This window comes from Furfurilactobacillus rossiae (assembly GCF_013394005.1).
Lineage (GTDB): Bacteria > Bacillota > Bacilli > Lactobacillales > Lactobacillaceae > Furfurilactobacillus > Furfurilactobacillus rossiae.
The window spans coordinates 1,861,318-1,887,549 of record NZ_CP040586.1 but is presented as its reverse complement, the minus strand read 5'-3'; the positions used below and the strand labels follow the sequence as shown (position 1 = coordinate 1,887,549).

General features: G+C 43.1%; 31 protein-coding genes. 28 read left to right on the top strand and 3 right to left on the bottom strand.

Annotation, left to right across the window (positions count from 1 at the left end; genetic code table 11):
- The first annotated feature begins 75 nt into the window (after positions 1–75).
- From LROSL1_RS09175 to dltD, 8 genes are all read left to right on the top strand, one after another.
- Positions 76–603, top strand: a complete 528-nt coding sequence (locus tag LROSL1_RS09175) for a CvpA family protein (protein WP_178914403.1) — start codon at positions 76–78, stop codon at positions 601–603.
- Positions 604–624: 21 nt separating this feature from the next.
- Complete coding sequence (locus LROSL1_RS09170; protein ID WP_178914954.1) at positions 625–2,994, top strand: endonuclease MutS2; 2,370 nt, start codon at positions 625–627, stop codon at positions 2,992–2,994.
- 135 nt (positions 2,995–3,129) lie between these two features.
- Complete coding sequence (gene trxA, locus LROSL1_RS09165; protein ID WP_017261178.1) at positions 3,130–3,447, top strand: thioredoxin; 318 nt, start codon at positions 3,130–3,132, stop codon at positions 3,445–3,447.
- A gap of 203 nt (positions 3,448–3,650) precedes the next feature.
- A complete protein-coding gene (locus tag LROSL1_RS09160) occupies positions 3,651–3,797 on the top strand; it encodes a teichoic acid D-Ala incorporation-associated protein DltX (protein ID WP_017261177.1) in 147 nt (48 codons plus the stop codon).
- A 21-nt stretch (positions 3,798–3,818) separates the two neighbouring features.
- Positions 3,819–5,348, top strand: coding sequence for a D-alanine--poly(phosphoribitol) ligase subunit DltA (gene dltA, locus LROSL1_RS09155; RefSeq protein WP_178914402.1), 1,530 nt, complete (start codon positions 3,819–3,821; stop codon positions 5,346–5,348).
- Positions 5,345–6,553 carry a D-alanyl-lipoteichoic acid biosynthesis protein DltB gene (gene dltB / locus LROSL1_RS09150; RefSeq protein ID WP_017261175.1) on the top strand — a complete coding sequence of 403 codons (1,209 nt, stop codon included), beginning with the start codon at positions 5,345–5,347 and terminating at the stop codon, positions 6,551–6,553. Before dltA ends, dltB begins: the two co-directional genes overlap by 4 nt.
- Before the next feature lie 63 nt (positions 6,554–6,616).
- Complete coding sequence (gene dltC / locus LROSL1_RS09145) at positions 6,617–6,853, top strand: D-alanine--poly(phosphoribitol) ligase subunit DltC (RefSeq protein WP_017261174.1); 237 nt, start codon at positions 6,617–6,619, stop codon at positions 6,851–6,853.
- A gap of 2 nt (positions 6,854–6,855) precedes the next feature.
- Positions 6,856–8,130 carry a D-alanyl-lipoteichoic acid biosynthesis protein DltD gene (dltD, locus tag LROSL1_RS09140; protein WP_017261173.1) on the top strand — a complete coding sequence of 425 codons (1,275 nt, stop codon included), beginning with the start codon at positions 6,856–6,858 and terminating at the stop codon, positions 8,128–8,130.
- Positions 8,131–8,306: 176 nt separating this feature from the next.
- Here the strand turns inward: dltD and LROSL1_RS09135 are convergent, their stop codons facing one another.
- On the bottom strand, positions 8,307–8,816 hold the full coding sequence (locus LROSL1_RS09135) for a DUF2507 domain-containing protein (protein WP_017261172.1): 510 nt from the start codon (positions 8,814–8,816) through the stop codon (positions 8,307–8,309).
- Positions 8,817–9,008: 192 nt separating this feature from the next.
- On the opposite strand from LROSL1_RS09135, the gene racE reads away from it, so the two are divergent.
- The 7 genes from racE to LROSL1_RS09100 all read left to right on the top strand — a co-directional run bounded on the left by racE (position 9,009) and on the right by LROSL1_RS09100 (position 13,368).
- A complete protein-coding gene (racE, locus tag LROSL1_RS09130; protein WP_017261171.1) occupies positions 9,009–9,833 on the top strand; it encodes a glutamate racemase in 825 nt (274 codons plus the stop codon).
- A gap of 61 nt (positions 9,834–9,894) precedes the next feature.
- Positions 9,895–10,497 (top strand): XTP/dITP diphosphatase, encoded by a 603-nt coding sequence (locus LROSL1_RS09125; protein WP_017261170.1) that lies wholly within the window; start codon positions 9,895–9,897, stop codon positions 10,495–10,497.
- Complete coding sequence (locus LROSL1_RS09120) at positions 10,497–11,042, top strand: metallophosphoesterase (RefSeq protein ID WP_178914401.1); 546 nt, start codon at positions 10,497–10,499, stop codon at positions 11,040–11,042. Before LROSL1_RS09125 ends, LROSL1_RS09120 begins: the two co-directional genes overlap by 1 nt.
- The gene (locus LROSL1_RS09115; RefSeq protein WP_017261168.1) at positions 11,023–11,877 is read left to right on the top strand and encodes an aldo/keto reductase; all 855 of its coding nucleotides are present in this window, start codon (positions 11,023–11,025) and stop codon (positions 11,875–11,877) included. Before LROSL1_RS09120 ends, LROSL1_RS09115 begins: the two co-directional genes overlap by 20 nt.
- A gap of 93 nt (positions 11,878–11,970) precedes the next feature.
- Positions 11,971–12,384, top strand: a complete 414-nt coding sequence (locus LROSL1_RS09110) for a DUF948 domain-containing protein (RefSeq protein WP_178914400.1) — start codon at positions 11,971–11,973, stop codon at positions 12,382–12,384.
- A gap of 20 nt (positions 12,385–12,404) precedes the next feature.
- Positions 12,405–13,010 carry a YtxH domain-containing protein gene (locus tag LROSL1_RS09105; RefSeq protein WP_178914399.1) on the top strand — a complete coding sequence of 202 codons (606 nt, stop codon included), beginning with the start codon at positions 12,405–12,407 and terminating at the stop codon, positions 13,008–13,010.
- A gap of 133 nt (positions 13,011–13,143) precedes the next feature.
- On the top strand, positions 13,144–13,368 hold the full coding sequence (locus LROSL1_RS09100) for a hypothetical protein (protein WP_017261165.1): 225 nt from the start codon (positions 13,144–13,146) through the stop codon (positions 13,366–13,368).
- Positions 13,369–13,501: 133 nt separating this feature from the next.
- Here LROSL1_RS09100 and LROSL1_RS09095 read toward each other — a convergent pair whose 3' ends face one another.
- Positions 13,502–14,608, bottom strand: coding sequence for a M24 family metallopeptidase (locus tag LROSL1_RS09095; RefSeq protein ID WP_178914398.1), 1,107 nt, complete (start codon positions 14,606–14,608; stop codon positions 13,502–13,504).
- 209 nt (positions 14,609–14,817) lie between these two features.
- Between LROSL1_RS09095 and ccpA the strand changes: the two genes are divergently transcribed.
- Positions 14,818–15,819, top strand: a complete 1,002-nt coding sequence (gene ccpA, locus LROSL1_RS09090; RefSeq protein ID WP_178914397.1) for a catabolite control protein A — start codon at positions 14,818–14,820, stop codon at positions 15,817–15,819.
- Positions 15,820–15,864: 45 nt separating this feature from the next.
- On the opposite strand, the gene LROSL1_RS09085 is transcribed toward ccpA, so the two are convergent.
- Positions 15,865–16,314, bottom strand: a complete 450-nt coding sequence (locus LROSL1_RS09085) for a hypothetical protein (protein WP_225440519.1) — start codon at positions 16,312–16,314, stop codon at positions 15,865–15,867.
- 135 nt (positions 16,315–16,449) lie between these two features.
- On the opposite strand from LROSL1_RS09085, the gene LROSL1_RS09080 reads away from it, so the two are divergent.
- The 12 genes from LROSL1_RS09080 (at position 16,450) to LROSL1_RS09025 (ending at position 26,220) form a co-directional block, all read left to right on the top strand.
- Positions 16,450–17,526 carry a S66 family peptidase gene (locus tag LROSL1_RS09080; protein ID WP_178914396.1) on the top strand — a complete coding sequence of 359 codons (1,077 nt, stop codon included), beginning with the start codon at positions 16,450–16,452 and terminating at the stop codon, positions 17,524–17,526.
- 136 nt (positions 17,527–17,662) lie between these two features.
- Positions 17,663–18,406 carry a YebC/PmpR family DNA-binding transcriptional regulator gene (locus LROSL1_RS09075; protein WP_017261160.1) on the top strand — a complete coding sequence of 248 codons (744 nt, stop codon included), beginning with the start codon at positions 17,663–17,665 and terminating at the stop codon, positions 18,404–18,406.
- 139 nt (positions 18,407–18,545) lie between these two features.
- Positions 18,546–19,544: a competence type IV pilus ATPase ComGA gene (gene comGA, locus LROSL1_RS09070; RefSeq protein WP_017261159.1), complete on the top strand. Its 999-nt coding sequence runs from the start codon at positions 18,546–18,548 to the stop codon at positions 19,542–19,544.
- Positions 19,471–20,550, top strand: coding sequence for a type II secretion system F family protein (locus LROSL1_RS09065; RefSeq protein ID WP_178914395.1), 1,080 nt, complete (start codon positions 19,471–19,473; stop codon positions 20,548–20,550). The genes comGA and LROSL1_RS09065 overlap by 74 nt, the downstream gene beginning before the upstream one ends.
- On the top strand, positions 20,550–20,897 hold the full coding sequence (comGC, locus tag LROSL1_RS09060; RefSeq protein ID WP_017261157.1) for a competence type IV pilus major pilin ComGC: 348 nt from the start codon (positions 20,550–20,552) through the stop codon (positions 20,895–20,897). The genes LROSL1_RS09065 and comGC overlap by 1 nt, the downstream gene beginning before the upstream one ends.
- Complete coding sequence (locus LROSL1_RS09055) at positions 20,884–21,312, top strand: pilus assembly FimT family protein (protein WP_017261156.1); 429 nt, start codon at positions 20,884–20,886, stop codon at positions 21,310–21,312. The genes comGC and LROSL1_RS09055 overlap by 14 nt, the downstream gene beginning before the upstream one ends.
- On the top strand, positions 21,293–21,535 hold the full coding sequence (locus LROSL1_RS09050) for a hypothetical protein (RefSeq protein ID WP_178914394.1): 243 nt from the start codon (positions 21,293–21,295) through the stop codon (positions 21,533–21,535). The genes LROSL1_RS09055 and LROSL1_RS09050 overlap by 20 nt, the downstream gene beginning before the upstream one ends.
- Positions 21,495–21,947, top strand: a complete 453-nt coding sequence (locus LROSL1_RS09045; protein WP_152323447.1) for a competence type IV pilus minor pilin ComGF — start codon at positions 21,495–21,497, stop codon at positions 21,945–21,947. The genes LROSL1_RS09050 and LROSL1_RS09045 overlap by 41 nt, the downstream gene beginning before the upstream one ends.
- The gene (locus LROSL1_RS09040; RefSeq protein ID WP_178914393.1) at positions 21,937–22,263 is read left to right on the top strand and encodes a hypothetical protein; all 327 of its coding nucleotides are present in this window, start codon (positions 21,937–21,939) and stop codon (positions 22,261–22,263) included. The genes LROSL1_RS09045 and LROSL1_RS09040 overlap by 11 nt, the downstream gene beginning before the upstream one ends.
- Before the next feature lie 89 nt (positions 22,264–22,352).
- Entirely contained in the window at positions 22,353–23,363 is a 1,011-nt protein-coding gene (locus LROSL1_RS09035; protein ID WP_178914952.1) for a class I SAM-dependent methyltransferase, read from the top strand.
- Positions 23,364–23,409: 46 nt separating this feature from the next.
- Entirely contained in the window at positions 23,410–24,594 is a 1,185-nt protein-coding gene (locus LROSL1_RS09030) for an acetate/propionate family kinase (RefSeq protein WP_017261151.1), read from the top strand.
- 234 nt (positions 24,595–24,828) lie between these two features.
- Positions 24,829–26,220, top strand: a complete 1,392-nt coding sequence (locus LROSL1_RS09025; RefSeq protein ID WP_017261150.1) for an amino acid permease — start codon at positions 24,829–24,831, stop codon at positions 26,218–26,220.
- Positions 26,221–26,232: the final 12 nt, after the last annotated feature.

Sequence of the window (26,232 nt, the reverse complement as noted above, 5' to 3'; positions counted from 1 at the left end):
TATTCCTATTCATGAGGAGTGCAGCGCTGCTTGCGTCAACTGACTTAAATCTAGAAATAGGTGGAGCGTAACAGCATGGTGTTATCGTTAATTGTTATATTATTACTGCTTATCGCGTTGGGCAGAGGCTATCGGCGTGGTTTTGTCGTTGAAGTTTCCACGACGGTTGGCTATGTGTTTGTCATTATCATTGTCAAACTATTAACGCCAACAGTAGCTAGTTGGCTGGCACATTTGTTGCCGATGAATCATCAACCAACTGCAAATGATCAGCTGTTAAATAGCCAAGTGAATCATTTTTGGTCTGCTGGTTTGGCTTTTTGGTTGTTGATGATTATTGGCTTGATTCTCCTTCGCTGGTTAACGCGATCGTTAAAATTATTTACCAATATCCCAGTGATTCACGGCATCAACGCGCTGAGTGGTGCGTTGATTGCCGGCGTGCTGATGTATTTATTAATCTTTTTTGGCCTCGCAATTGCTTCTGTCTGGCCAGCGGCATGGATACATGATCAATTATTACATTCACCAGTAAGTCACTGGATTTTGCACCAAACACCACTGCTGTCAGAAAAAATCTTTCAATGGTGGTTGACTCGGTAGAAAAGGACTGAATACAAATTGATGAATAAACGTGGGCTCACAACCCTCGAATTTGATAAAGTAAAAGAAAAAATGACCGGTATGTTAAGCTCGCCGATTGGTCATAGAGAACTTGCTGAATTACAGCCAGCAACAGATCCAAGCATTATTCAGCGACGTTTGGACGAAACAAAAGACGCCACGGACATTCTTAGGCTCAAAGGCGGTATCCCGTTGCCAGAGCTCGCTGATTTGACCCCGCACATGAAACGATTGGCCATTGATGCAGCCTTAAACGGAACAGAATTAGCTGCGGTTGGCCGTGTTCTGCAAACCGCAATGAGTGTTAGAACTTTCTTTAGTCAGCTCGCAGAGGATGGCACTGAGCTGCGACAACTCAATGAGACGGCCAAACAAATTGTTGCATTGCCTGACCTAACTCGTCAGTTAAATACTGCGATTGAGCCAGATGGTCGGGTTAGTGATGCTGCAAGTGAGGAACTGGCCACAATTCGTCGCCGTATTAAGAGCACTGAAGACCTGATTCGGTCGCGTATGCAAAATTACGTTCGTGGCAAGCAGGCTCGTTATTTGAGTGAACCGATTATCACGATGCGTAATGATCGTTATGTTGTCCCAGTTAAGACAGAGTATCGCGGACGCTTGGGCGGTGTGGTTCATGATGAAAGTCAATCGGGTCAAACCTTATATATTGAACCAGAAGATGTGGTGGACTTAAATAATCGTTTGCGGCAGAGCCAGGTTCAAGAGCGTAATGAAGAGGCCCGCATTTTACAGGAATTATCAGCTGTGCTAACACCACACCGTGAAGATATCTTGGCAAATGCGGATGTGTTGGGGCATCTGGATTTTGTGAATGCCAAGGCCCGCTATGCACATCAACTAAATGCGACAGAACCGCAATTGAGCACAGATGGACACATTAACTTAAGACAAGCACGGCATCCATTATTAGATTCCGAAACAGCTGTGCCTAATGACATTACGCTTGGTGACGATTACGACGCAATCATTATTACTGGACCTAATACAGGCGGTAAGACGATCACTTTGAAAACATTGGGACTAAGCCAATTAATGGCGCAATCTGGGCTATTTATTCCGGCATTTGAGGGTAGTCATGTCGCTGTGTTTGACAATGTTTTTGCTGATATTGGTGATGAGCAGTCCATTGAACAGTCGCTAAGTACGTTTAGCTCGCACATGGACAACTTGATTCAAATACTCAATCAGGCAACGTCAAACAGCCTAGTGCTGGTAGACGAAATTGGTGCCGGGACGGATCCTAAAGAAGGCGCGGCGTTAGCAATCGCTATCCTAGATGCGTTTGGAACGATTGGTGCGGATGTGGTGGCGACTACCCACTATCCTGAATTAAAGGCTTATGGATATGATCGACCACGGACAACCAATGCAAGCATGGAGTTTGATGGTGAGACATTGCAGCCAACTTACCGGTTATTATTAGGCATTCCAGGACGATCAAACGCACTGGAAATTTCGCAGCGGTTGGGTTTGCGTTCAGATATTATCGCGGCAGCGCGTGAGTTGACGAGTCAAGATAGCCAAGACTTGAACGCAATGATTGGTGATCTTGTTGCCCAACGAAAACAAGCTACTGATGAAGCAGCTGCGTTGGCTGAACAATTAGCTGACGCGACAAAGTTACAGACCGAGTTGACTGCTCAATTTGATCGATTCACGGAACAAAAAACGCATCAGCTGGATGTGGCAAAGCAAGAAGCAAATCACATTGTGGCAGATGCCAAGAAACAGTCCGACAAGATCATTCATCACCTGCGTCAAATGGAAGTGAAGCGGGGAGCTGGCGTTCGCGAGAACGAGCTCATTGACGCCCAAGGAAAACTTAATGCGTTGAGACAAGATCCGTCACTGGCTAACAATAAAGTATTGGCACGTGCGAGAAAAAAGCATACTTTCCATCCTGGGGATGCTGTGGTAGTCAAATCTTATGGCCAACACGGGATGATCAATCGTCAATTGAGTGCGCATGAATGGGAAGTTCAAATGGGTGCACTTAAGATGAAAGTAGACGATTCAGATCTTGAAAAGTCTAATGAACCAACCGCCAATGAAAAGGAACAGCGTGCCAGTCGTACAGCAGTTCACAGTAATATCGGTGCACGCGCGCAGGCACAATTAGACTTGCGTGGTCACCGTTACGACGCCGCAATGAGTGAAGTGGATCGCTTTATTGATTCAGCGTTGTTGGCTAATCTTGGTGAAGTGACGATTGTCCATGGTAAAGGAACTGGTGCACTGCGCCAAGGAGTAACAGAGTACTTACGGTCTAATCCGCGGGTCAAAAGCTTTGGTTTTGCACCAGCAAACGTCGGTGGTGATGGCGCAACCGTTGTCAAACTTGGTTAGTGAATGCGACAGAAACGTGTATCTAATGCATGAAGTAATCAGTTAGCAAAGGTAAGCAAAAGAATTGCGTGTTTTCCAAAAAAGAGTACACTATGTTTACGTACAAAAAGTTAGTGAACGGGAGGCTGAATGTTTATGGCAGTTAATGTAACAACAGATAAAACCTATGATGCAGATACTAATACAGGTGTTGCAGTGACAGATTTCTGGGCAACTTGGTGTGGCCCATGTAAAATGCAATCCCCAGTTGTGGAACAATTAGCAGACGAAATGGGCGACAAAGTTTCATTTACAAAGATGGATGTAGATGAAAATCCTGACACGCCATCAAAATTTGGTATCATGGGGATTCCAACGTTGATCGTCAAGAAGGACGGCAACGTTGTGGACACACTCGTGGGCTACCACACAAAGGAACAAATTCAAAAGACGCTAGCACAGTATATGGCGTAGGTTCTCGCGTAATGTTCGTAAAGTGAGAATTTAGTGAGACTCCGACCACATCGTTATGTGGTTAGGGTCTTTTTTTGTGTTTTCTGGTATGCTAGTCGGTGTACCAAAATAGAGCCAGTCTAGTTTAAGACTTTTTTTAACAATGGATGGGGTCAAAATCGTTATACTGGAGATATTGGTACAAAGTGGAGGACAGAGAAAATATGGCAAAGTTTAAAATATGGCTAAATCAGCCATGGGTCACATTTGTCTTACGGACTGCTTTTTATTTCGTGATTTTGTTATTGTTGATCTACTTATACAGTTACTCTGGTTTGAATCAGAGTAAGTTCATCTATAACGAATTCTAGAACGTGGGATGGAGGGAAATTATGATTGATAATATGATTACCACGATTGATAACTGGGCGGCAACGACTCCTGATGCCATTGTTTACAATGACATGGGGGAGACGCATACATATGCACAGTTAAAACGTGCATCAGACGCCATTGCTGCCTATTTGGACGGACTCAATCTACCTGCTAAATCGCCGATTATCGTTTTCGGTGGTCAACAGTTTGCAATGATTGCAAGTTTTTTGGGTGCCGTTAAGGCTGGACATGCGTACATTCCGGTGGACAAACATTCACCAAATGATCGGTTAACGATGATTGAGGACATTGCGCATCCAGCTGCTGTGATTGCTGTCGATGCATTGCCAGTGGATGTTGGCGAACAACCTGTATTGACGGGCGATACGTTAACTGACTTGCTCAGTGCGCCAACTGCAACTTATCAATTGGATCATCCTGTTGATGGTGATGACAATTACTACATTATCTTCACGTCAGGAACAACGGGGAAACCCAAGGGTGTGCAAATCAGTCACACAAATTTACTCAGTTATACAAACTGGATGCTTAGCGATGATTTTAAATTGTCTCAAAATCCAGTAACGTTGGCACAGCCACCATATTCATTTGATTTATCTGTTATGGATTGGGCGCCAACACTAGCTCTGGGTGGCACTTTAATGGCACTGCCAAAACAGGTGACGGATAATTTCAAACAACTGTTTGAAACATTGCCGACAATGAACCTGAATGTGTTTGTCTCAACGCCATCGTTTGCTGACATTTGTCTGTTAGAACCGACGTTTGACGAACAGCATTTGCCAGACTTGAGTCACTTTTTGTTCTGTGGTGAAGAGCTGACTGTTTCCACCGCGAAAAATTTACGGGCGCGCTTTCCGCATGCGCACATTTTTAACACTTATGGACCAACTGAAACGACAGTTGCCGTTACTGGCGTTGAAATTACTGACGCCTTGATTGAAAAAGGGCGTTTGCCAATTGGCACGGTTAAGTCTGACACGCAGATTCGCATCGTCGATGACGAAAACAAGACATTGTCTGCCGGCACAAATGGCGAGATCATTATCAGTGGACCAAGTGTTTCCAAGGGTTACCTTAATAATCCAGAAAAAACGGAAAAAGCATTCTTTACAGAAGATGGTCGCACAGCTTATCATTCTGGTGATCTTGGCTTTCTTGATGAAGACGGCATGTTGCATTACTTAGGTCGCATTGACTTCCAAATCAAGTTACATGGCTACCGAATCGAACTGGAAGAGGTTAATCATTATCTTGACGCCAATAAGTGGATCAAACAGGCTGTGGCAGTGCCAAAGTATGATAGCAACCACAAAGTGAGCCAAATGTGGGCGTACGTTGTACCGAATTCAAAGGACGACTTTAAGAAAGATCTTCAACGAACAACGGCGATTAAACAGGAACTGAAAGATGTCATGATGGATTATATGGTTCCTAACCGGTTTGTGTACAAAGACAGCCTGCCATTGACAGCAAACGGGAAGGTCGACATTAAATCGATTATTGCCGAGGTGAACCCTGCATGATTAATTTAGAGCCATATGGGAATCCCCAATACTTTGTTTATCTATTGATTGGGTTAATCCCGCTAATGATCGGTTTGTACCACGGTCATCGCTGGCGTTGGTACCAAAGTGCCGTGTCGCTTGTTTTTATCTTTTTGATGTTTGATAGTCAGAAGTGGCAACAAGGTGTGGCACTGATTGGCTTCGTGATTTGGGAGTGGCTCATGGTCGGCGGTTATATGGCCTATCGTAAAAAAGCCAATAATCGGTGGATCTTTTACGGCGCATTTTTATTGAGTATTGTCCCATTGCTGTTTGTTAAGATTACGCCCGCCATTAATCCTGGACATACTTCTTTATTTGGATTTTTGGGGATTAGCTATTTAACCTTTAGGTCAGTTGGGATGATCATGGAAATGCGGGATGGCATTATTAAAGAATTCCATCCGATGCTGTTTCTTGAGTTTCTACTGTTTATGCCAACCATTTCGTCGGGACCAATTGATCGGTACAGACGTTGGCTTGATGATTATCAAAAAGTTCCCGATCGCGAAAAATATGTTGGCATGATTGAAAAAGCCGTGCATTACATTTTCTTGGGCTTTATGTATAAGTTTTTATTAGCCTATTTGTTTGGTACCATGCTTGTACCAAAGCTAGAAACGTTAACGTTGCGCTATGGTGGAACAGGCTTCTCATGGCCACTGGTCGGAGTGATGTATGCTTGGTCGATGTACTTGTTCTTTGACTTCGCCGGATATTCTTTATTCGCGGTTGCCATCTCATATTTGATGGGTATCGAAACACCGATGAACTTTAACCGGCCATTCCAGTCTCATAACTTGAAGGACTTCTGGAATCGTTGGCACATGACGCTATCATTCTGGTTCCGTGATTTTGTCTTCATGCGATTAGTTTTTGCCATGATGAAAAACAAGATTTTTAAGAGCCGGGTAACGGTCAGCAATGTTGCCTATATTTTTAATATGTTAATCATGGGTTTCTGGCATGGGGTAACCTGGTATTACATTGCTTATGGGTTACTACATGGTGTTGGACTAGTCGTCAACGATTGGTGGCTACGCTTTAAGAAGAAGCATCGTGAGAGTATTCCGCATAATAAACTGACGGAAGCATTTGCGATTTTTCTGACGTTCAACTTCGTTTGTTTTAGTTTCTTGCTCTTCTCTGGATTCTTGAGCAAACTTTGGTTCGGTCATTATTAAACCAAGTGATTTAATTTAGTAACACGTTGTTATTGCTAGCTAATTACAGGAGGAAAACTAATTATGGATGTTAAAGAAACGGTTATTTCAATTTTGAACGACTTAACGGGGAACGATGTTTCGGAAGATATGGACACAAACTTATTTGATTCTGGTTTGATGGATTCAATGGGTTCAGTTCAGTTGTTACTCGAATTACAAAGTCAGTTAGGTGTTAACGTACCTGTATCTGAATTTGTTCGCAGCGAATGGGACACCCCTAATAAAATTGTGACTAAGGTGGAAGGACTTGTAGACTAATCATGAATTCCTCGAAACGACTTTGGTTGATTATCGGCCCGGTCATTACGGCATTCATCATTTTACTTTTGCTATTACTTTCGCCAATTAACTTTGCTCACAACTCGGCGGAAACGGAGCGTCGCGCGGCGGTTTCATTAGCGCCACAAGTTTTTAAGGGCCGTCAGATTAAAAAGCAGGCGTTAGCTGGTAAGTACGTGCCATTTTTTGGCTCTAGTGAGCTGTCACGGATGGATCCATTGCATCCATCAGTTTTGGCGCAAAAGTATCACCGTAATTACCGTCCGTTTTTGCTCGGCGCGGCCGGTACACAATCGTTAACACAGTATTATTCGATGCAAACGATTGACACTCAGATGAAAAATAAAAAAGCAGTGTTCATTATTTCTCCTCAGTGGTTTGTGCCACAGGGTGCCCGTCCGGACGCTTTTGGATTCTACTATTCCAAGCTTCAGACCGTCGATTGGCTCCAACAAATTCAGAACACAAAAATGAATCGGTATGCAGCCCAAAGATTGTTGGAGATGCCTTCCGGTCATTCAGACCATGCGATTGCTCAAATGTTACGTAAAGTAGCTAAGGGTAAGCCGTTGTCAAATTACAATCGTCTTCAATTATCCGTTAGTGCTTTGATTTTATCTCATGAAGATCAACTTTTCTCTGATTATCGTTTAGGGCATAACTTGAGTAAGATTGACAAAGGCGTCAAGCAATTGCCAGATTCCCAAAGTTATTCTGCACTCGACAAAACGGCAACTACGTTGGGTAAAGAGAACACAACCAATAATTCGCTGGGTATCAAGAATAGTTTTTACAGCAATCGTTTACGTGGTCATGTTGCAGAGCTAAAGGGTGAACAGGCTAAGTTTGATTACCGAAAATCTCCTGAATACAGTGATTTTGAGCTGGTACTGAATCAGTTCGCACAAACGCATACGGATGTCCTTTTCATCTTGCCACCAATCAATGAGCGGTGGGCCAAGTATACGGGACTTAATCGTGAGATGATCGACCAAACGAACAATAAGATTAAGCAGCAATTGTCCTCACAAGGTTTCAATAATGTGCTTGATTTGAGTCAGGATGGCGGTCAACCATACTTTATGGAAGACACGATTCACCTAGGTTGGCGTGGTTGGGTTGCTGTGGATAAGGGTGTTCGTCCATTCATGGCTAACAAACAGGCTAAGCCGAAGTATCACATCAATACACGTTACTACTCAAAAGACTGGCAACAGTTGGATCCAACGGCACAAAATCTGACAAATTTTAAATAGTTAGAGATTTTGTCTCAGTAGTGCACACGTTAATGTTTTAAAAGTATTTTTAGACTAATTAGTCGTAAAAAAACACTTCAGTCCATAATGGATTTGAAGTGTTTTTTCATACATAGATGCCTGTTTATGTGTGGAGTCGTCAGAGCGGGTAGGTCCTTAAATTGAGAGTCGTGTTGTTATTTTGACTGCTCCGCGTCGTTGGTATCTTCACTATGAATGTTTAAGCTCGGTACTCTGGCGGCAACTTCACCGACGATGTTTTTTGGATCACTCTGAATGATAAACGTCACATGGTCCTTATGAATTTCATCAACGGTTCCTTCAGTAGCGGCACCAGTAATGATTTCGATTTCTTGGGCAAGAAAACCGGCCTCAAAGTCGAAACTTGCTTCAGGATAGGCAGCTAACCGATGACTGACTGCCGGACCGTTTAGTTCGAAACGTTGTTGTTTGCGACCACCGTGAGTTTGAACCAGCCGACCAAAATTAAGTTGTGTGAACAACGTGGTAATGGCTTGTTCTTCTGAAAGAGGGTTTTGACGCGCCATTTGACGGCCAATCCAATAGAGAATGGTCAACTGGTCACTGCCCAGAATAGCGGGAAGTACTTCGTCGCGGATGAAACCAGCGCCGAGTGCAGACACTGCGGGCTGTTGTAAAAGTTTATTATAGGTTGATTGGTCCATGACTGGTCTCCTTAAGATACATAAATTACTTTAATTATAGCCTTGCAGCGGCAAACTTTCATCCGTCAAAAAAGACTGGACAGAAGTTTTCAGACTGCATGCTTGAAAAAGACCACAGAAAGCGTCATGCTATAGTTTCAAGTTTTTTAGAGAACGAAAAAAGTACGAAAACATAAAGGGGCGTTTGTCATTATGGTTGAAATGGATAAAACTCGGTTGCGGGCAGATTTGCCAATTGGCTTTTTAGATTCTGGTGTCGGCGGTTTAACGGTGGTTAAGCAGGCACTGCGTCAATTGCCAAACGAGACGATCCGCTTCATTGGTGATCAAGCTCGATTGCCCTATGGGCCAAGACCCGCTGAACAGGTTGTCGATTTTACTTGGCAGATGGTTCATTTTCTAGAAAAGCAAGGCATTAAAATGCTGGTCATTGCGTGCAATACCGCAACTGCTGCCGCACTGCCAGATCTGCAAAAGAAAATGACGATTCCCGTTATCGGTGTGATTGATCCAGGTTCCAAGGCGGCCATCAAGGCTTCAAAAAATGGCCATATTGGAGTTATTGCAACAGAGGGAACAGTCAAAAGTGGCTCTTATGCACGGGCGATTCATACACAGAATGCTACGGTTGATGTGCAGAGTGTGGCCTGCCCGAAGTTTGTCACGCTTGTTGAAAGCAATGAATACCAAGCACCGATTGCAAAACAAATCGTAGCACAGGGACTGCAACCGTTTTCCAATAGCAAGGTTGACACGCTGGTCATGGGGTGTACGCATTACCCGTTGTTACGGCCGCTGATTCAAAATGTCATGGGGAGTAATGTAACCTTGATTGACTCCGGAGCAGAAACTGTCAATGTGGTAGCGCAGTTGCTTGATGTTTATCATATGGCTGCTAAGAAAAAGGTTGGCGAAGATCATTACTTTACAACCGGTTCGCCAGCAATGTTCAAAACGATCGCGATGCAGTGGCTTGAATTATCGGGAATGAATGTGGATAAAGCGGTCATTGATTGAAATTTTTACTGAAAATGGTCATTATTAAGGGTGTAAGACAATAACAAGGTGGAGGCTAGTTATGGCAGATACAATTGTAATTGCAACTCAAAATGAAGGTAAAGCTGCGGAATACCGCAAACGGTTTGCAACACTGGGGATTAAAGTGCTGACGCTAAAAGATTTTCCTGGTGTGACGATGCCGCCAGAAGATGGTAGTTCGTTTGCTGAAAACGCTCAAATCAAGGCAGACGCGCTGGCGAAGACGGTCGAATTACCGATTATTGCAGACGATTCTGGTCTCCAGGTCGATGCGCTAAATGGTGAACCTGGTATCCACTCAGCCCGTTACGCCGGCAACCATGATGACGAAGCAAACAACCGTAAGCTTTTGGCAGCCATGGACAAGGTGCCGGATGATGAACGCACGGCTAATTTTCACACGACGATCGTGGCCGTTAAGCCAAATGGTAAACGGTTATTTGTTAGTGGTGATGTGCGGGGCACGATTCTACGTGAGGCGCGTGGTAAAGATGGTTTCGGTTATGACCCACTATTTTACGTGGCTTCAAAGAAAAAGACGTTTGCCCAGATGAACATGGATGAAAAAAACGAAATTAGTCATCGTGGCAAAGCCATGGATTCATTGATGGCACAATTTCCAATTTGGTGGCGTGAAGACTGATGAAATTACTAGTGGTAAGTGACAGTCATGGTGATCGAGACATTTTGGTAACTCTTGCTGATCGGTTTACAGGTCAAGTGGATGCTTTTTGTCACTGTGGTGATTCTGAATTGCCAGCGGACGATCCAGTATGGAAAAATTATCATGTGGTCGGCGGTAATATGGATTTTGATTCTTCGTATCCTGTATCACAGACGGTCACAGTGGATGGCAAACGAATTTTCTTGACACATGGTCATCGTTACGGAATCAAACAAGATTTAACGCGACTGGCATTAGCCGCACGGGAAGCAAAGGCAGACTTTGCTTTTTTTGGACACTCGCATGAATTGGGCGTGGTTGAAACATCTGGGATTGTTTTCTTGAATCCTGGCAGTATTAGTCAACCGCGTGGCCAATATGCAAGTCTAGGTGGTACGTTTGCACTGGTCACATCAACCGGTGATCACACGACGATTGAGTTTTGCACGCGAGATGGACGTACTATTCCAGAATTAACTGTTACTTACGGAGGAAAAACTAAGCATGGTAGCAAAGACATTTAAGTTTGATGACGATTTAGAAGTTAACCGACTGGGTTATGGCACGATGCAGTTGCCAGGAAAGGGTGTTTGGGGGCCAAATGCGAATCCTAAGGCTGCAGTTGATGTGATGGATGCTGTTCTGAACAGTGATGTTAACTTCATTGATACGGCCGATGCGTATGGTCCACTGTTTGCTAATGATTATGTTAGACAAGCTTTGCAGGATTATGAGGGTGCTCATAAAATGATTGCTACTAAAGTTGGTTTTACCAGACAAGGACCAGATGTTTGGACGCCGCTTGGCAATCCTGATTATCTCCGTCAACAAGTTGAGATAAATCTTTTTTCATTGGGGTTGGAAAGTCTTGATTTGATTCAACTGCATCGAATTGATCCGCATTATCCATTAGCTGACCAAGTTGGTGTGCTGGCCGATATGAAAAAAGAAGGCAAGGTTAAACATATTGGGTTAAGCCAGGTTACGATTGATGATATTGAAGCAGCTCAAAAGATTACGCCGATTGCATCAGTTCAGAATCGTTACAATTTAACAGATAGACATGATGAAGGCGTCTTGAACTACGCCGATCAGCACCATATTGCCTTTATTCCATGGTATCCATTGGCGACGGGGCATCTTGCCACAGCCACTGGTCCATTGGCCGATATTGCGAAGGCACATCGCGCGACTCCGGCTCAAATAGCATTGGCATGGTTATTGCATCGTTCAGACGTGATTCTACCGATTCCTGGGACTAGCAATGTCAATCACTTCTTTAGCAACACTGCTGCCTCGAGAATTACACTATCGGCGGAAGAAATGACCCAGCTCACGAACTTGGGTGACGCAGAATAATGATTGACGAATGAAAACGGTTTTGTGCGTTTGCGGTTTATGGTATGCTGATGCTAAGTACATGATTCATTATGAAAAGTTGGAGGAAAGATTATGACAGGTGGCGTAATTGCAGCAATTGCATTCTTAATTTTGGCAATCTTTATTAGCATTTTTCTGATGGTGTTATTGCAGACATTTCACGAAGTTAACCAGAGTGTCGCAGTTATCCGTAGCTCTGTGGATGTTTTATCCAAGCAGGTAGAGGATATTCTTGGCAATGCAAACGAGCTGTTAGATGATGTGAATCATAAAGTTGCAACAGTGGATCCGGTCTTTCAGGCCGCTGCTGATTTAGGTGAAAGTGTTTCAGACTTAAACAACGCAACACGTGATTTGACCACACGGGTTACCAGCACTGGTAAAAGTGCAGGTAAGGTAGGTGTTGCTACCAAGGCTGCTAAATCTGTTTATAAGATGTATCGAAACCATCAAACGAAAAAACAGTCTCGGACAACGAATAAATAACGTGAAAGAAGGACGACAAAATGGCTAAAGGTTTTTGGTTAGGGCTAGTGTTAGGCGGTGCTGCAGCTTATGCTGGGTATCGTTCATTATCACAGGAACAACGCGATAAATTACGTGAAGAAGCAACAGAACGTTATCAGGCAGTTCGCGATCGTGCTGTTGATTATGCATTTTACGCCGCCGATGCAGTGGACGATGCCAAGGAATCATTGAAAGACTACACGGAATCGGCTAATGAATCAGCACATGATTTTGCCGGTTCATTAGGTGATCGTGGTGCTTCATTCCGTGACCGTTTCCGTCAGAAGCATGACGACTTTGATGATGAGACAGCTTCATTGCGGGACGAACTGAACGGTGTTAATGACGAAGATTATGATGACGACAGCGACGACATTGTGATTACTGCTGATAGTAAATTAACTTCGGAAGCTTCTGCGGCTGAGGCCAGTGCACAATCAGCTACAGACAAAGCTGCTAGTGCCGCAAAGTCCACGGCTAACTCCGCTAAGTCACTCGCCAGCGCTGCGCAAAGCAAGGCAAGCCAAACAAGTCCAGCTGCTAAGTCAGCGACTTCAACAGCAAAAAGTGCTGCTGACAGCGCCAGCGATAAAGCAAAAAAATAACTATTATTGATTTTCAATCAAAAATGCTTCAATTCACACCAACGTGAATTGAAGCATTTTTGTTGAGTTGATTGTTTTGTATTAGTGATATAAGTAATTGTATAATAAGAAAAAAGCTAACGGAGGCGCTAATATGAAACCATCGTTTTATCCAACACATTATGTTAGTAGCATCGTTGTATTGGCCTGGCTCATTGTAATGGCAGTTAATCGTGCTCTGGCGGGTAATCTCAGTTTAATGGACAGTTTGCTGTTGCTGTTTGGTGTGACAGTGATGCTTGTCCTTATTATCGTTAACCTTGTTAATCTATTTAAATGGCGACGCAAGTCCTGGCATCCTGGTCCAAGACTTTATTAATGGACGCTGATAATTTTAGTCATACTGATTATATTGAGAGAAAAAGCCACTGAGAACTCCGGAGATAGTTTCGGAATTTTCAGTGGCTTTTAGAAACCTAAATTTTAACGCCAGGTGTGATGCGTTTATTGGATTAACCGACGTAAGTTAAGTCTTTGCTGGTGTGAGTGAATGGTTCACAACCATCGGCGGTAATGTGGACACAATCTTCAATCCGAACACCAGCGACGTCAGGAATGTAAATTCCAGGTTCAATTGAGAAGCACATGCCTTCTTTCAGCACCAGATCATTACCTTCCATGATGCTTGGAAATTCATGCTCAGATTGCCCCATACCGTGACCGAGACGGTGAATAAAGTACTCTCCATAGCCTGCCTTACTAATAATATCACGCGCAACTTTATCTAACTGGGCGGCGGTAATACCTGGTTTAGCGGCGTCCATGGCTGCCAACTGAGCTTCTAAACAAACTTTATAGATATCTGCTTGTTTGTCTGACAGTTTGCCAAGAGCGACAGTCCGCGAAGCATCTGAGATGTAGCCTTCATGAATAGTTCCTAAATCGAACAGAATGAGTTCGTTATTTTCAATTTTATTGGCGCCAGTTGCACCGTGTGGTTCGGCAGCGTGTGCACCGGCCTGAATTAGGGTGTCAAAACTCATGTTCATCACGCCGCGTTTCATTAACGCGTATTGTAATTCGGCAGCGACACGTTGCTCAGGAACACCGGCAGCAACAGCCTTAAAGCCAATTTCAAAGGCGTAGTCAGCTTCAGCGCCAGCAGCGTTAAGTAACTCAATCTCGTGTGGTGTCTTTATGACACGCAAATTAGCAATGTAATCTGTGGCGTCTAAGTCAAACATCGCGTCAGGGAACTGTTCATGCATTTTGTTGAATCGCTCAATGGTTAAGTTACCCATTTCGATGGCCCATTTAGCAGGTGAAGAAGTGCGGGCCTTAATTTGGTCGGCAATCATTGCATAGGCATTTTCGTGGTCTAAGTACCCGTACACGCCGTAAGGCCAGCCGGTGTCCTTGACGGCCTCAACCTCCAGAGCAGGACAGAACAAGAAAGGATCAGCATCTGGAAAAACGAACAGGGCCAGCACCCGTTCAATGGGGTCTGATCCAAAGCCCGTTAAATACTGAATTGTTTGAAAGTTGCTAAAGTAGCCAAGATCCATTCCTTGTTTGCCAATCCATTGCTGAACTTGTTTGAGTTGTGAATAATCTGCCATAACTTCGCCTCATTTTTCATGTTAATTTTGAAAATCAAATGTAAAACCAGTATATCACACCAGTGGCTTCTGACTTGCAGACCACAAAGGTTTGATTTATATTAAAAGTAAGCGGTTTCATGATTGCTTTCATTTTAATGCTCTGTTATATTTAACAGGTTATGAAAACCGATGAAAACAAATTAAATTAGTAATGAAAGGGTATAACAATGGATAAACAAACAGTCACGATTTATGATGTTGCCCGGGAAGCAGCGGTTTCAATGGCTACGGTTTCACGGGTTGTTAATGGCAATCCCAATGTTAAACCGGCTACACGGCAGAAAGTTTTGGATGTGATTGACCAGCTTGATTATCGGCCAAACGCGGTTGCACGTGGTTTGGCTTCTAAAAAAACAACAACGATCGGGGTTATCATCCCAGATTTAACAAACTCGTACTTTTCTGAATTAGCTCGGGGAATTGATGACGTTGCCTTGATGTATAAGTACAATATCATTTTGGCATCCTCCGATGAAAATCATGATAAAGAATTACAAGTTGTGGATAACTTGACCGCTAAGCAGGTGGACGGGATTATTTTCATGGGTAACCAAGTAAGTAAAGATTTGCGCGATGCCTTTAACCGGGCTAATGCGCCAATTGTATTTGCTGGATCGGTTGATCCCGAACACCAGTCACCATCCGTCAACATTGACTATGTCGCTGCGGTAACTGACGCTGTTGCAAAACTGGTTAGTCGTGGCAACAAACGCATTGCATTTGTGACGGGATCAATGGATGAAAGTATCAACAAGGATTACCGTTTGAAAGGTTACAAGCAGGCTTTGAGTAGCAAACGAATTGGCTACGATGAAGGCTTGATTTTCCAAACAGATTATTCATATAAGGCTGGTTATGCATTGGCCCAGGCATTGCAAGATGTTAAGGCAACTGCTGCATTCGTTGGTGACGATGAATTAGCTGCCGGGGTATTAAACGGTCTAACTGACGCTGGCGTTAAGGTACCAGAGGATTTCGAAATCATCACTAGTAATGATACGCGCTTCACAGAAATTTCCCGGCCAACGATGAGTTCGATTACGCAACCTCTTTATGACATTGGTGCTGTGTCCATGCGCTTGTTAACTAAATTGATGAACAATGAAGAAATTGGCGATAAGACGGTTGTTCTACCTTATGGTTTGAAGAAGCGTCAATCGACTAAGTAAAGGTATACAGAAATAGAGCTCACGCATTTTTACGCAAGCTCTATTTTATTTTTTAGGCGATCGATTTCGTTTAATTGTGAAGTTTAAAGTAGCCAGTTGGGACATTTGATCAGCTAACGATTGTTGAATTATTTTAGCCATGTCGCCAGTCTGCTCACTTAGAAATTGGTTAATTGCCTGCTCGTAATGATTATGAACTGCTTCATTACGAGCGTGCCAGTTAATTTTTTCAAAGGTAGGTAAGATTTTCTGATTGATTGGCAATACACCTAGAGTAAGCCAAACGGCCAGAATAGGGTAACCCGGGTAACCTTGCCAATATGTGGCACTGTCGTTACTACTGAACGTTTGTGCATCATCACTGCTAATAACCGTGTAATACTGAGCGGTATCACTAGATGTTATTTGCCAGCGGTTTACATCAGGTTGTTGGACGCGGTGATCTGCAATGGCCGAATAGGCTTCGTATAATTTCGCGATTGGTGGCTGTTTCATAATGGGCTTCCTTTCTTTCATTACATTGTACGACAGTTGTCTATATCATGTGGCTTATGAAAACTTGTGAAATTCATGTTAATCAGTTCAACAAAGGTTCATACTGATGCTATTCTGAAACAAGGTGGTGACCAGATGATTAAACCGGCTCAATTAAAACGTGGTGATCACATCGCAATCGTCAGTTTGTCCGGTGGCGGACTCGGCGAGGCAGCTTTCCATCATGAATTAGTCTTAGGAGAACACAGATTGCACGAGCTGGGTCTAGAACCTGTGTACATGAGGCATACGTTAAAGGGGACTCAGTTTCTTCGTAACCATCCTGAGAAACGGGCAGCGGATCTTAGGCAGGCGTTTTTCGATGACTCGGTTCAGGGAATAATGTCTGCCATTGGCGGGGATGACACATATCGATTATTACCATTCCTGTGTGAAGATGAAGCGTTTGTTAGGCAAGTGAGGACGCATCCTAAAGTCTTTTTAGGGTTCTCGGATACGACAGTCAATCATTTAATGTTTTATAAAATGGGATTGGCGACATTTTATGGACCGAGTTTTCTGGCGGATTTTGCCGAATTGGGTCCGGAAATGTTGCCATATACCAAACATGAATTTGAACGTGTTTTTAAAAATCCAGTCATTTCGAAGATAAATAGCAGTGATCGCTGGTATGACAGTCGTCAGGATTTTTCAGTTGACACAGTTGGCATTCCTTTGACAGCACATGTAGAAAAACACGGTTACATGGCTCTTAGGGGACACGGTGTCATTCGTGGTCAGCTGCTGGGTGGTTGTTTGGACAGTTTCTATGATTTATTGACTGAAACGCGGTATGTTGGTGAGTCATCAGTGACCACAAAATATCAAATTATCCCACAGGTCGCTGATTGGCAGAATAAATTTTTATTTATCGAGACGAGTGAGGAAAAGCCCAAGCCGTCCCTTTATGAAAAGATGCTTTTGAGGCTTGACCAAGTTGGCATTTTAAAGGCAGTAAGCGGAATTTTGGTTGGTAAACCTCAAGACGAGGCGTATTTTGAAGATTACCAAAAACTAATTCTTGCTGCTACGGCGTCGTATCAGACCCCCATCTTGTTCAATATGAACTTTGGCCACGCCTATCCACGCACAGTGTTGCCATATGGGGCCTTAGCTAGTATCGATTTAGATGCCGCTACGGTGACGATTGAGGAACCATATTTCAGCAAATAAAAATAGGCATCAGCACGAGACCGCAGTTCGTTTGTGATTATCTGGTTAAAAGATTGAACCGGCCGCGGCCCAGTGGTATAGTGTATAAGGTTATTTTTGCTCAAAAATCATACTAACTATCAAAGGAGTGCTGAACATGTCAGGACATTCAAAATGGCATAATATTCAGGGTCGTAAAAACGCCCAGGATTCCAAGCGTGGAAAAATTTTCCAAAAAATATCACGTGACTTATACCAAGCCGCAAAAACTGGTGGTGCCGACCCTGACGGAAACGCACAACTACGGTTAGTCATGGAAAAAGCGCGTGCTGCTAACATGCCTAAAGACGTTGTTAAACGTGCTTTGGACAAAGCAACTGGTGCTGGTGGTCAAAAGTTTGAAGAAATTACTTACGAAGGCTATGGCCCTGGTGGCACTGCCATCATGGTTGCTGCATTGACAGATAATAAGAACCGGACCGCTTCGGCAATTCGTTCTGCTTTCACCCATCATGGTGGTGCATTAGGTGCCTCAGGTTCTGTGGCATTCATGTTTAACCGCCGTGGGTACATTGTCATCCTACGTGATGGCTTGGATGCTGATGAGGATACCATGTTAATGGACGCACTGGATGCCGGTGCTGACGACATGAATACGACTGATGACGCATTTGAAATTTACACGGATCCAACCCAATTGGCTGCCGTTCGTGATGCCTTACAAGAAAAGGGTTTTGATTTAGATACTGCCGAAATAACAATGATTCCGGAAAATGTAACCAAAGTCCCAAGCGACAAAGCTAAACAATATGTCAATTTGATTGATGAGTTGAGCGACAACGATGACGTTTCAGATGTTTATGAAGCGGCTGAAGTTGCGGATGAGGATATCACCGAATAGGCGTTTTCAAGACTTGAATTGAATAGTGCAAGCTAGGACATGATTCTTTTGGATCATGTCTTTTTTTGTCTTTTTTTTGAAATTGGCAAACAACAGGGTCACTTTTTGCGTATGTAAAGGGTATGAAAGGAGTGATGAGATGCAACCAGTAGAAAGATTGATGCATACGTTGACTCAGGCAATTGCCAAACATGCAAGTGATGTGTATTTTTTTCCAAAGTTCCAAGGTTACGAGATTGTCTGCCATACGGTAACCGGAATTGAAAAAATGGGGGAGTTGAGTTGTGAGCACGCAGAACAACTTATTGCTTACGTTAAGTATGAGGCGAATATGTCAATTAGCGAACGCAGACGCCCACAACTGGGAGCACTACATGTTCGAGTTGATAAGGCACAAGTGCATCTGAGATTGTCGACTGTCGGGGATTTTCAAGACCGTGAGTCGATGGTGATTCGAATTATTTATGCTTTGGCGGAGGTGAGCCATTCAGTTCGACAAAATAAACAGTGGCCAGCAATTCGTGGACTGACAAATTCGGCAGGACTAGTTGTTCTCAGTGGACCGATGGGTTCTGGCAAAACAACCACAATCTACCAACTAGCGCACGAGCGGCAAACGGATTCTGTGGTGCTGTCAATTGAGGACCCAGTAGAAATTGAGGAGCCTGATTTTTTGCAGTTACAAGTGAACGAGCTTGCCGGCATGACCTATGATGCGCTTTTGAAGTTAGCGTTGCGGCACCGACCAGATGTCTTTATTATCGGTGAAATTCGTGATGAACAAACGGCACGGGTGGCAATCAAGGCCGCTTTGAGCGGACATTTAGTGTTATCAACAGTTCACGCTCAAAGTGCCCTTGGTGTCATTAGTCGGTTGGCGCAGTTGGGCATTGCCAAAAACGACTTAGAACAGGCAATTGCAGGGGTGTGCTATCAGCGATTGTTACCGGGGCGGCAACAGCCAGTAACAATATACGATTGGTTGACACGTGAAGAATTATTTAGTGAAGCCAGGCCATTTTTCAATGGTCAACAGAGGAAAACACAAATGACAAGGAGGTGGCATGATGCGCTCAGAGAAGCAGTTGACGACGGTTTGGTGGCCCCTGAGGTGGCTCAAAGATATCAGGCTGGCTAGTTGGCGCAATCGTGAAGCATTACGACAATTGTCAGGACCACAGACTGCACAATTATTCAGTTTAATGGCTGACGTATTGACCGCAGGATTTTCACCGCGCGAAGGACTAAATTTTGCACGAGTGATGCTGCCCAAAATGCATCAAACAATCGCAGACATTCAGAATCGATTGGCACAGGGAATTCAGTTTGCTGAGGCAATGCGTCCGTTTGTTTCTGTAGACTGCTTTTATCAAATAAAAATTGCTGAGGAAAATGGCGAATTGATTTCAGTTTTGACGAACCTAGGTAATTTTTTGGCCGTTAAGGTCCGTCAACAGCAAAAGATTCGTGCAGTACTGCGATATCCACTGGGCATTTTAATCTGTTTAGGCCTGTTAATTGTTGCCATCAAACAGCTGTTGCTACCAGAATTATCAGGTCTGGGTGCAAAACAGCTATCGATTCCCAGCATCGGCTGGTCTTTAAAAATATGTTTGCTAGTTTTTATCACTGGTCTCATCACTATCAGCTGGCGTTTTTTGCATCAGCCTCGGCTTAGGCAATTACAAGTTGCCTGCAAATTGCCCGTCGTTGGCCCACTTTTGAAAATGTATTGGCATTATTATTTATCACTTAATCTGAGCTTGCTACTAAACAGTGGCATGCAGTCGCATGATGTTATGAAATTATTGCAAACGTATGAAGCAAAGTCGTTATTACGCCAGTTAGCTGATCAATTAAATAATCATTTGCGGAACGGTGCTAAATTAGACGCTTTTGTCGATCGCTATCGTTTTATACCGGCGACATTTAAAGTTTTTTTCAACAAAGGTTTGAGTAATCGTGAAATTGCTAAAGATCTCAAGGTTGATGCTCAACTAACTTATCACCGTTTATTTAACCGAGTAGAAGGCTTGATTAGCCTGATTCAGCCATTGTTATTTGGCATTATCGGTTTAGGCATCGTCGGTGTCTATCTCAGTATTTTGTTGCCGCTTTATCACACAATAGGGGGATTATCATAATGATAAAAAGATTGAAAATCTATGCTCAAAAAATGCGGGTTAAACAACGTCAGGCATTTACGTTAATTGAAATGGCCATTGTTCTATTTATTATTTCACTCTTGATTCTGATTATTGTACCGAACTTAACGGCATCCCGTCGAAATGCTACTAAAACCCATGGGGAAGCCATGACACAGGTAGTTCAAACACAGGTAGATCTTTATCAGAATGATAATGGTGATAAAGACGTGACCTTCGATGAACTTCAGACGGGAAATTATCTCACGGGTAAGCAAATTTCGAAGGCAAAGGATGAGGGTATTGAAATCCACAACAATGTGGCAGCTGTGGATGTTAAAAAGTAGGTCGGCATTTACATTGGTTGAAAGTTTGTTAGTCCTTGCAGTTACGACAGCAATTCTAGGAATTGGTGTGCAAACGTTTAAAGTGACTCGTGAGCGCCAGGCCGAGGCTCAGTTTTTCGAAACACTAGTGAGTCTATTTGAACGGGCTAAAATGCATACGATGTTGGGACGTTTGGTCACAGAAATTAATATTGATGATCGAAAAGTTGTTTACAAAGAAACTTATCATCAACCGCAGACCATTAAAATGCCGTCAACCTTATCTGTGACAAAGACCTCACCTAAAATCTTGATCATTAAAGATGAGATGATTGCGCCACGAAGAATTGTTTTAACGTCCTCATTGGGCGGAGAATATGCGATTAAGCCACAATTAGGATGGGGGATTATTCACATTGAAAAGCTCAAACGTTAGTCAACGAGCTGGCTTTGTTATGGTCGAGGCAATGTTGGCTTTGGCGCTAGCGCTCAGTGCTTGTACGCTAGTAATGGGGGTCACACAGCAAATGAACACGCGGTTAACTTTCGAACGACAGCGTACAAAAAAAGCGCGTTTACGCTACGAAAAAACAAGTCGACAGTTAGGTGAGGTTATGAATGGTAAGAGTGAGGTCAAGGCCAGCGTTCACAATAGTTGAAACGTTGTGGGGGCTAACAATTGGTGTGCTGGTATTATTTACCGTGACATTAACATTGCAACAATTGCGTTATAACGCTTCGAACGAGTATCAAAGCATTCACCAACTGGATAACACTGTTATGCATTTAGGAAATCCAGAAGAAAAATTTCGGTTTGAAAGTCAGCAGGGCAATGAGGTCAGGTTGATTGGGCAAACGCATAAGGGAGTTGTTCAGCATTATCGCTTAGTCGCTAAGCGAAACAACCTTATTATGACGACAACTAAGGGTGGTTATATGCCATTAGTAGAAAACATATCAGATGCTTCGATGATGTATGCAAATGGTTGCTTGACCATATCATTTAAAACACGTCATCACCGACAAGTAAGCAGAACAACGTTCCTTCCGGAGGCTAGTCTTGAAAGTTAGCGGTGAGACAAAATTTCGAACAGCATTTGTTATGCCAACCACCATTTTTTTGATGATTATGACGCTAACTATTTTACTCATTCAGTTAATGACGTATGAGTCGACTATTTATGCCCAAAGAAATGAGCGAAAATATTGGCAGATTCAAACAATCGTGAATGAGGTCAGTCTGATGCAGGCAAGACATTCCCAGCAAACCAGCTTTTCTTTTCATGAAGGACAGGCTACGTTAAAAAATTCACAAATAAAAATAATTTTAGCGAGTGGAGAAACCGCGTCCTATCAAGTTTGGGAGCGGAAACATAACTTGAAATAACTTGCATAAATCGGTATCCTTAACAAGGACATCGATTTTTGTTTTTGATGCAATTTTAAAAAGACAAATATTTAAAGAGGTGAGTAACGCTGTCACAAGAACAGGCACAAGCACTTTATCAAACACTTGATCAAGCGATTGGGATTTTACAAACACAACTGGAAACGAGTTATTTAGATGCCTTCATTGAAGTGGGTGATGATCTTATTGACGGCGGTCAGGTCAGAGTTGAAAATGGTCGGCCAGATACGGAAGCAGTCGAAAAGTTAACGACTTTGTATCGTCAGATTAATTTAAATCAACTAGATGAAGAAACCATCCGACGTGGTCTACAATTAGTCCTTTTGAAGGATGTTGAGACTGATGCAATTGATGCTAATCATCAACTAACACCGGATACCATTGGCTTTTTGGTTGCATATTTAGCCAGTCGCGTTATTCACCGCGATCAGTTAAATCTGTTGGATCTTACGGTGGGAACCGGTAATTTACTGACGACGGTTATTAACCAACTAGCCGAGTCAAACTCGGTAAAAATCGACAGTTTTGGTGTTGATAACGATGATTCTATGCTCGCGGCGGCCAACGTTGTCGGCACCTTGCAGAAACACGATATTCAATTGTTTCATCAAGATGCGTTAGATCCATTAGTGATGCCTAAGGCAGACCTAGTGGTGAGTGACTTACCGGTGGGGTATTACCCATTGGATGAACACGCCAAACAGTTTAAAACGGCAGCCCAATCAGGACATTCGTATGTGCATCATTTACTTCTTGAACAAGCTGTTAATCAGTTGACACCCGGCGGCTGGGGAATTTTCCTTGTTCCTAGCGAACTATTCACATCGGTTGAGGCCAAGGGACTGGTTGAGTGGATTCAAACGGAGGCGCACCTTCAGGGGCTGCTCAACTTGCCGACAGAATTATTTATTAATAAAGCGGCTCGCAAGGCTATTTTGATGCTTCAGAAAAAGGGCGGCAATGCAAAGCAAGCCGGTCAGGTTCTATTGGGTGAATTTCCATCATTTAAGGATTCAAACGCTGTCCGCCAGTTCACCGATCAAATTGATAACTGGGTCGCAGCAAATATTCAAAAATAGTTTCGTTTCATAAATTTGATGAGTAACTAAAAGGAGAATCGCGCACATGGCAAAAACAATCGCAGTTAACGCAGGTAGTTCAACTTTGAAGTTCCAACTTTTCGACATGCCTTCGGAAGAGGTCATTGCAAAGGGGCTAGTGGACCGAATCGGTTTAGCAGAAGGCTCATTTACCATTGACTATGGCGATGGTCAACATTTTAAAATTGAACAACCCTTTAAAGATCACAAGGTTGCCATCAACGTTTTGTTGAAGGAACTTATTGATTTGAAAGTCATCGGTAGTTTTGATGAAATTACTGGTGTTGGGCACCGTGTCGTGGCTGGTGGTGAATTTTTCAAGGATTCCGTGGTGATTGATGATGATGTCTTAGCGAAGATCGATGAACTAGCTGAATATGCCCCATTGCACAATCCTGCCAATGCGACAGGTATCCGTGCTTTCCGCGAAGTTCTACCAAACGCGACTGCTGTCGCCGTTTTCGACACGTCATTCCACAGCACAATGCCTGAAGAAAACTACTTGTATTCTATCCCTTACGAGTACTATGAGAAGTTTGGTGCACGTCGTTATGGTGCGCATGGTACAAGTCATCGTTATGTTTCCGCTCGGGCCGCTGAAATTCTTGGTAAGCCATTGTCGGACTTGAAAGTCATTACGTTGCATTTAGGGGCAGGTGCCTCAATTGACGCGATTAAAAATGGTGAATCGATTGATACATCCATGGGCTTTACACCGTTGGCAGGAATCACAATGGCGACGCGTTCAGGGGATGTAGATCCCTCGCTGGTCACGTTCCTTCAGCAGAAGTTGGGGATTACTAACCCTGAAGCGATGATTGACATTTTGAATAAGAAGTCTGGTTTGCTTGGTATTTCAGGTACGTCTGGTGATATGCGTGATTTACAGACGAGTGACGATCATCGGGCTCAATTGGCAATCAAGATTTTTGTTAACCGCATTGTGAAGTATGTTGGTTCATACATTGCTGAAATGGGTGGCGTTGATGCGTTGGTATTTACTGCTGGAATCGGTGAAAATGCGAAGGCCATTCGTGCTGCAGTAGTCAATGCGTTTAATTACGCTGGCATTAAGATCGATGATGACCGTAATGACGTTCATGGCAAAGAAGCGATTATTTCGACAGATGATTCAACAGCGAAGGTTTTGTTGATTCCAACTGATGAAGAGTTAATGATTGCTCGTGATGTTGAAAGATTGAAGAAATAATTGACTGTGATTAGTACGATTAACGGATATTGTTAAGATAAAAAGAGAGTTAGCTGGCGGATCTTTTACCGTCACCTAACTCTCTTTTTTTAATACGTGTAATGTTAAGATGAATTATTTTCACCTTTCCCGTGAAATCGTTTCGTTTGTTCATTATGAAAAACGCTCGTATAATATAATTTATGAATTAGTGAGTACTAATTTTAAACGGACATACGGAAAGTAGAGGATTCGATGGCAGAAAATCAAACGGATCAGCAAGAATTATCGCGATCGTTAAAAAGTCGGCATGTACAACTTATCGCGCTAGGTGGAACAATTGGGACCGGGCTGTTTTTAGGAGCTGGACAATCCATTCATCTGGCGGGGCCAGCCATTATTTTAGTGTATATGTTGACTGGATTGATGTGCTTTTGGCTGATGCGTGCTTTGGGCGAGTTGCTCATGTCGGATTTATCGCAACACTCATTTATCGACTTTATTGACCGCTACATAGGTAAACGCACTGGCTTTGTGGTTGGATGGACCTACTGGGTATCATGGATCACAATTGCCATGGCAGAAATCACGGCTGCTGGATTATACTTTCAGTTTTGGTTTCCAAAAGTGCCGCAGTGGTTACCAGGTTTTGTGATTTTAATTGTGCTGTTGTGTTTAAACTTAATCACTGTAGAGGCGTTTGGTGAGGCAGAATTTTGGTTTGCCATCATTAAAATTGTGGCGATTATTGCGCTGATTGTTGGCGGGCTGGCAATGATCTTTCTTTCGATTAAAACGCCTGTCGGTCACGCGTCCTTTGGCAATTTATTTCGTGATGGTGGCTTTTTTGCCAAGGGTGCAAAGGGATTTGTTCTCTCATTTCAGATGGTTGTGTTTGCGTTTGTCGGAATTGAAATGGTGGGGATGACTGCATCTGAAACGGCCAATCCGCATGAAGTTATTCCCAAGGCAATCAATGAAATTCCCATGCGGGTTATCTTATTTTACGTGGGTTCGCTGTTGGTTATTATGAGTATCTATCCGTGGTCTTATGTGTCACCATCCAGCAGTCCATTTGTTCAAGTCTTTCAAAATGTTGGGATTAAAGCAGCTGCTGGTATTATTAATTTTGTTGTATTGACTGCAGCCGCTTCGGCATGTAACAGTTCTCTGTTTACAACTGGCCGAATGCTATACTCATTGACGTATGGTGGTAAGTCACGCTTTTCCAAACGGATGAGTAAGTTATCTTCACATCAGGTGCCAGCTAATGCATTACGTTTCTCAACTTTGATTATTGCTATCGCGGTAGTTTTGAATTTCTTATTTCCTGCTGGTGTATTTACCTTTATTTCCAGTGTTGCAACGACATGTTTTATTCTCATTTGGGGGTTGATCATCGTTGCGCACTTGAGATATCGGCAATCAATGAAGACACAACATCTTCCATTAGCTGATTTCAAAATGCCGTTTGCACCATTAACTGATTACTTGGTATTGATCTTTCTTGGTTTCGTAGCAATTGTGATGTTATTTAAGACGGAAACATTGATTGCACTTATTGGTGCTGTAGCTTGGTTTATCTTTTTGTTTGTTGCGAAGTCAATTAGCATGAAGGCTGAATCCGAAATGGCACAACATGATTGATGATTAAATAGA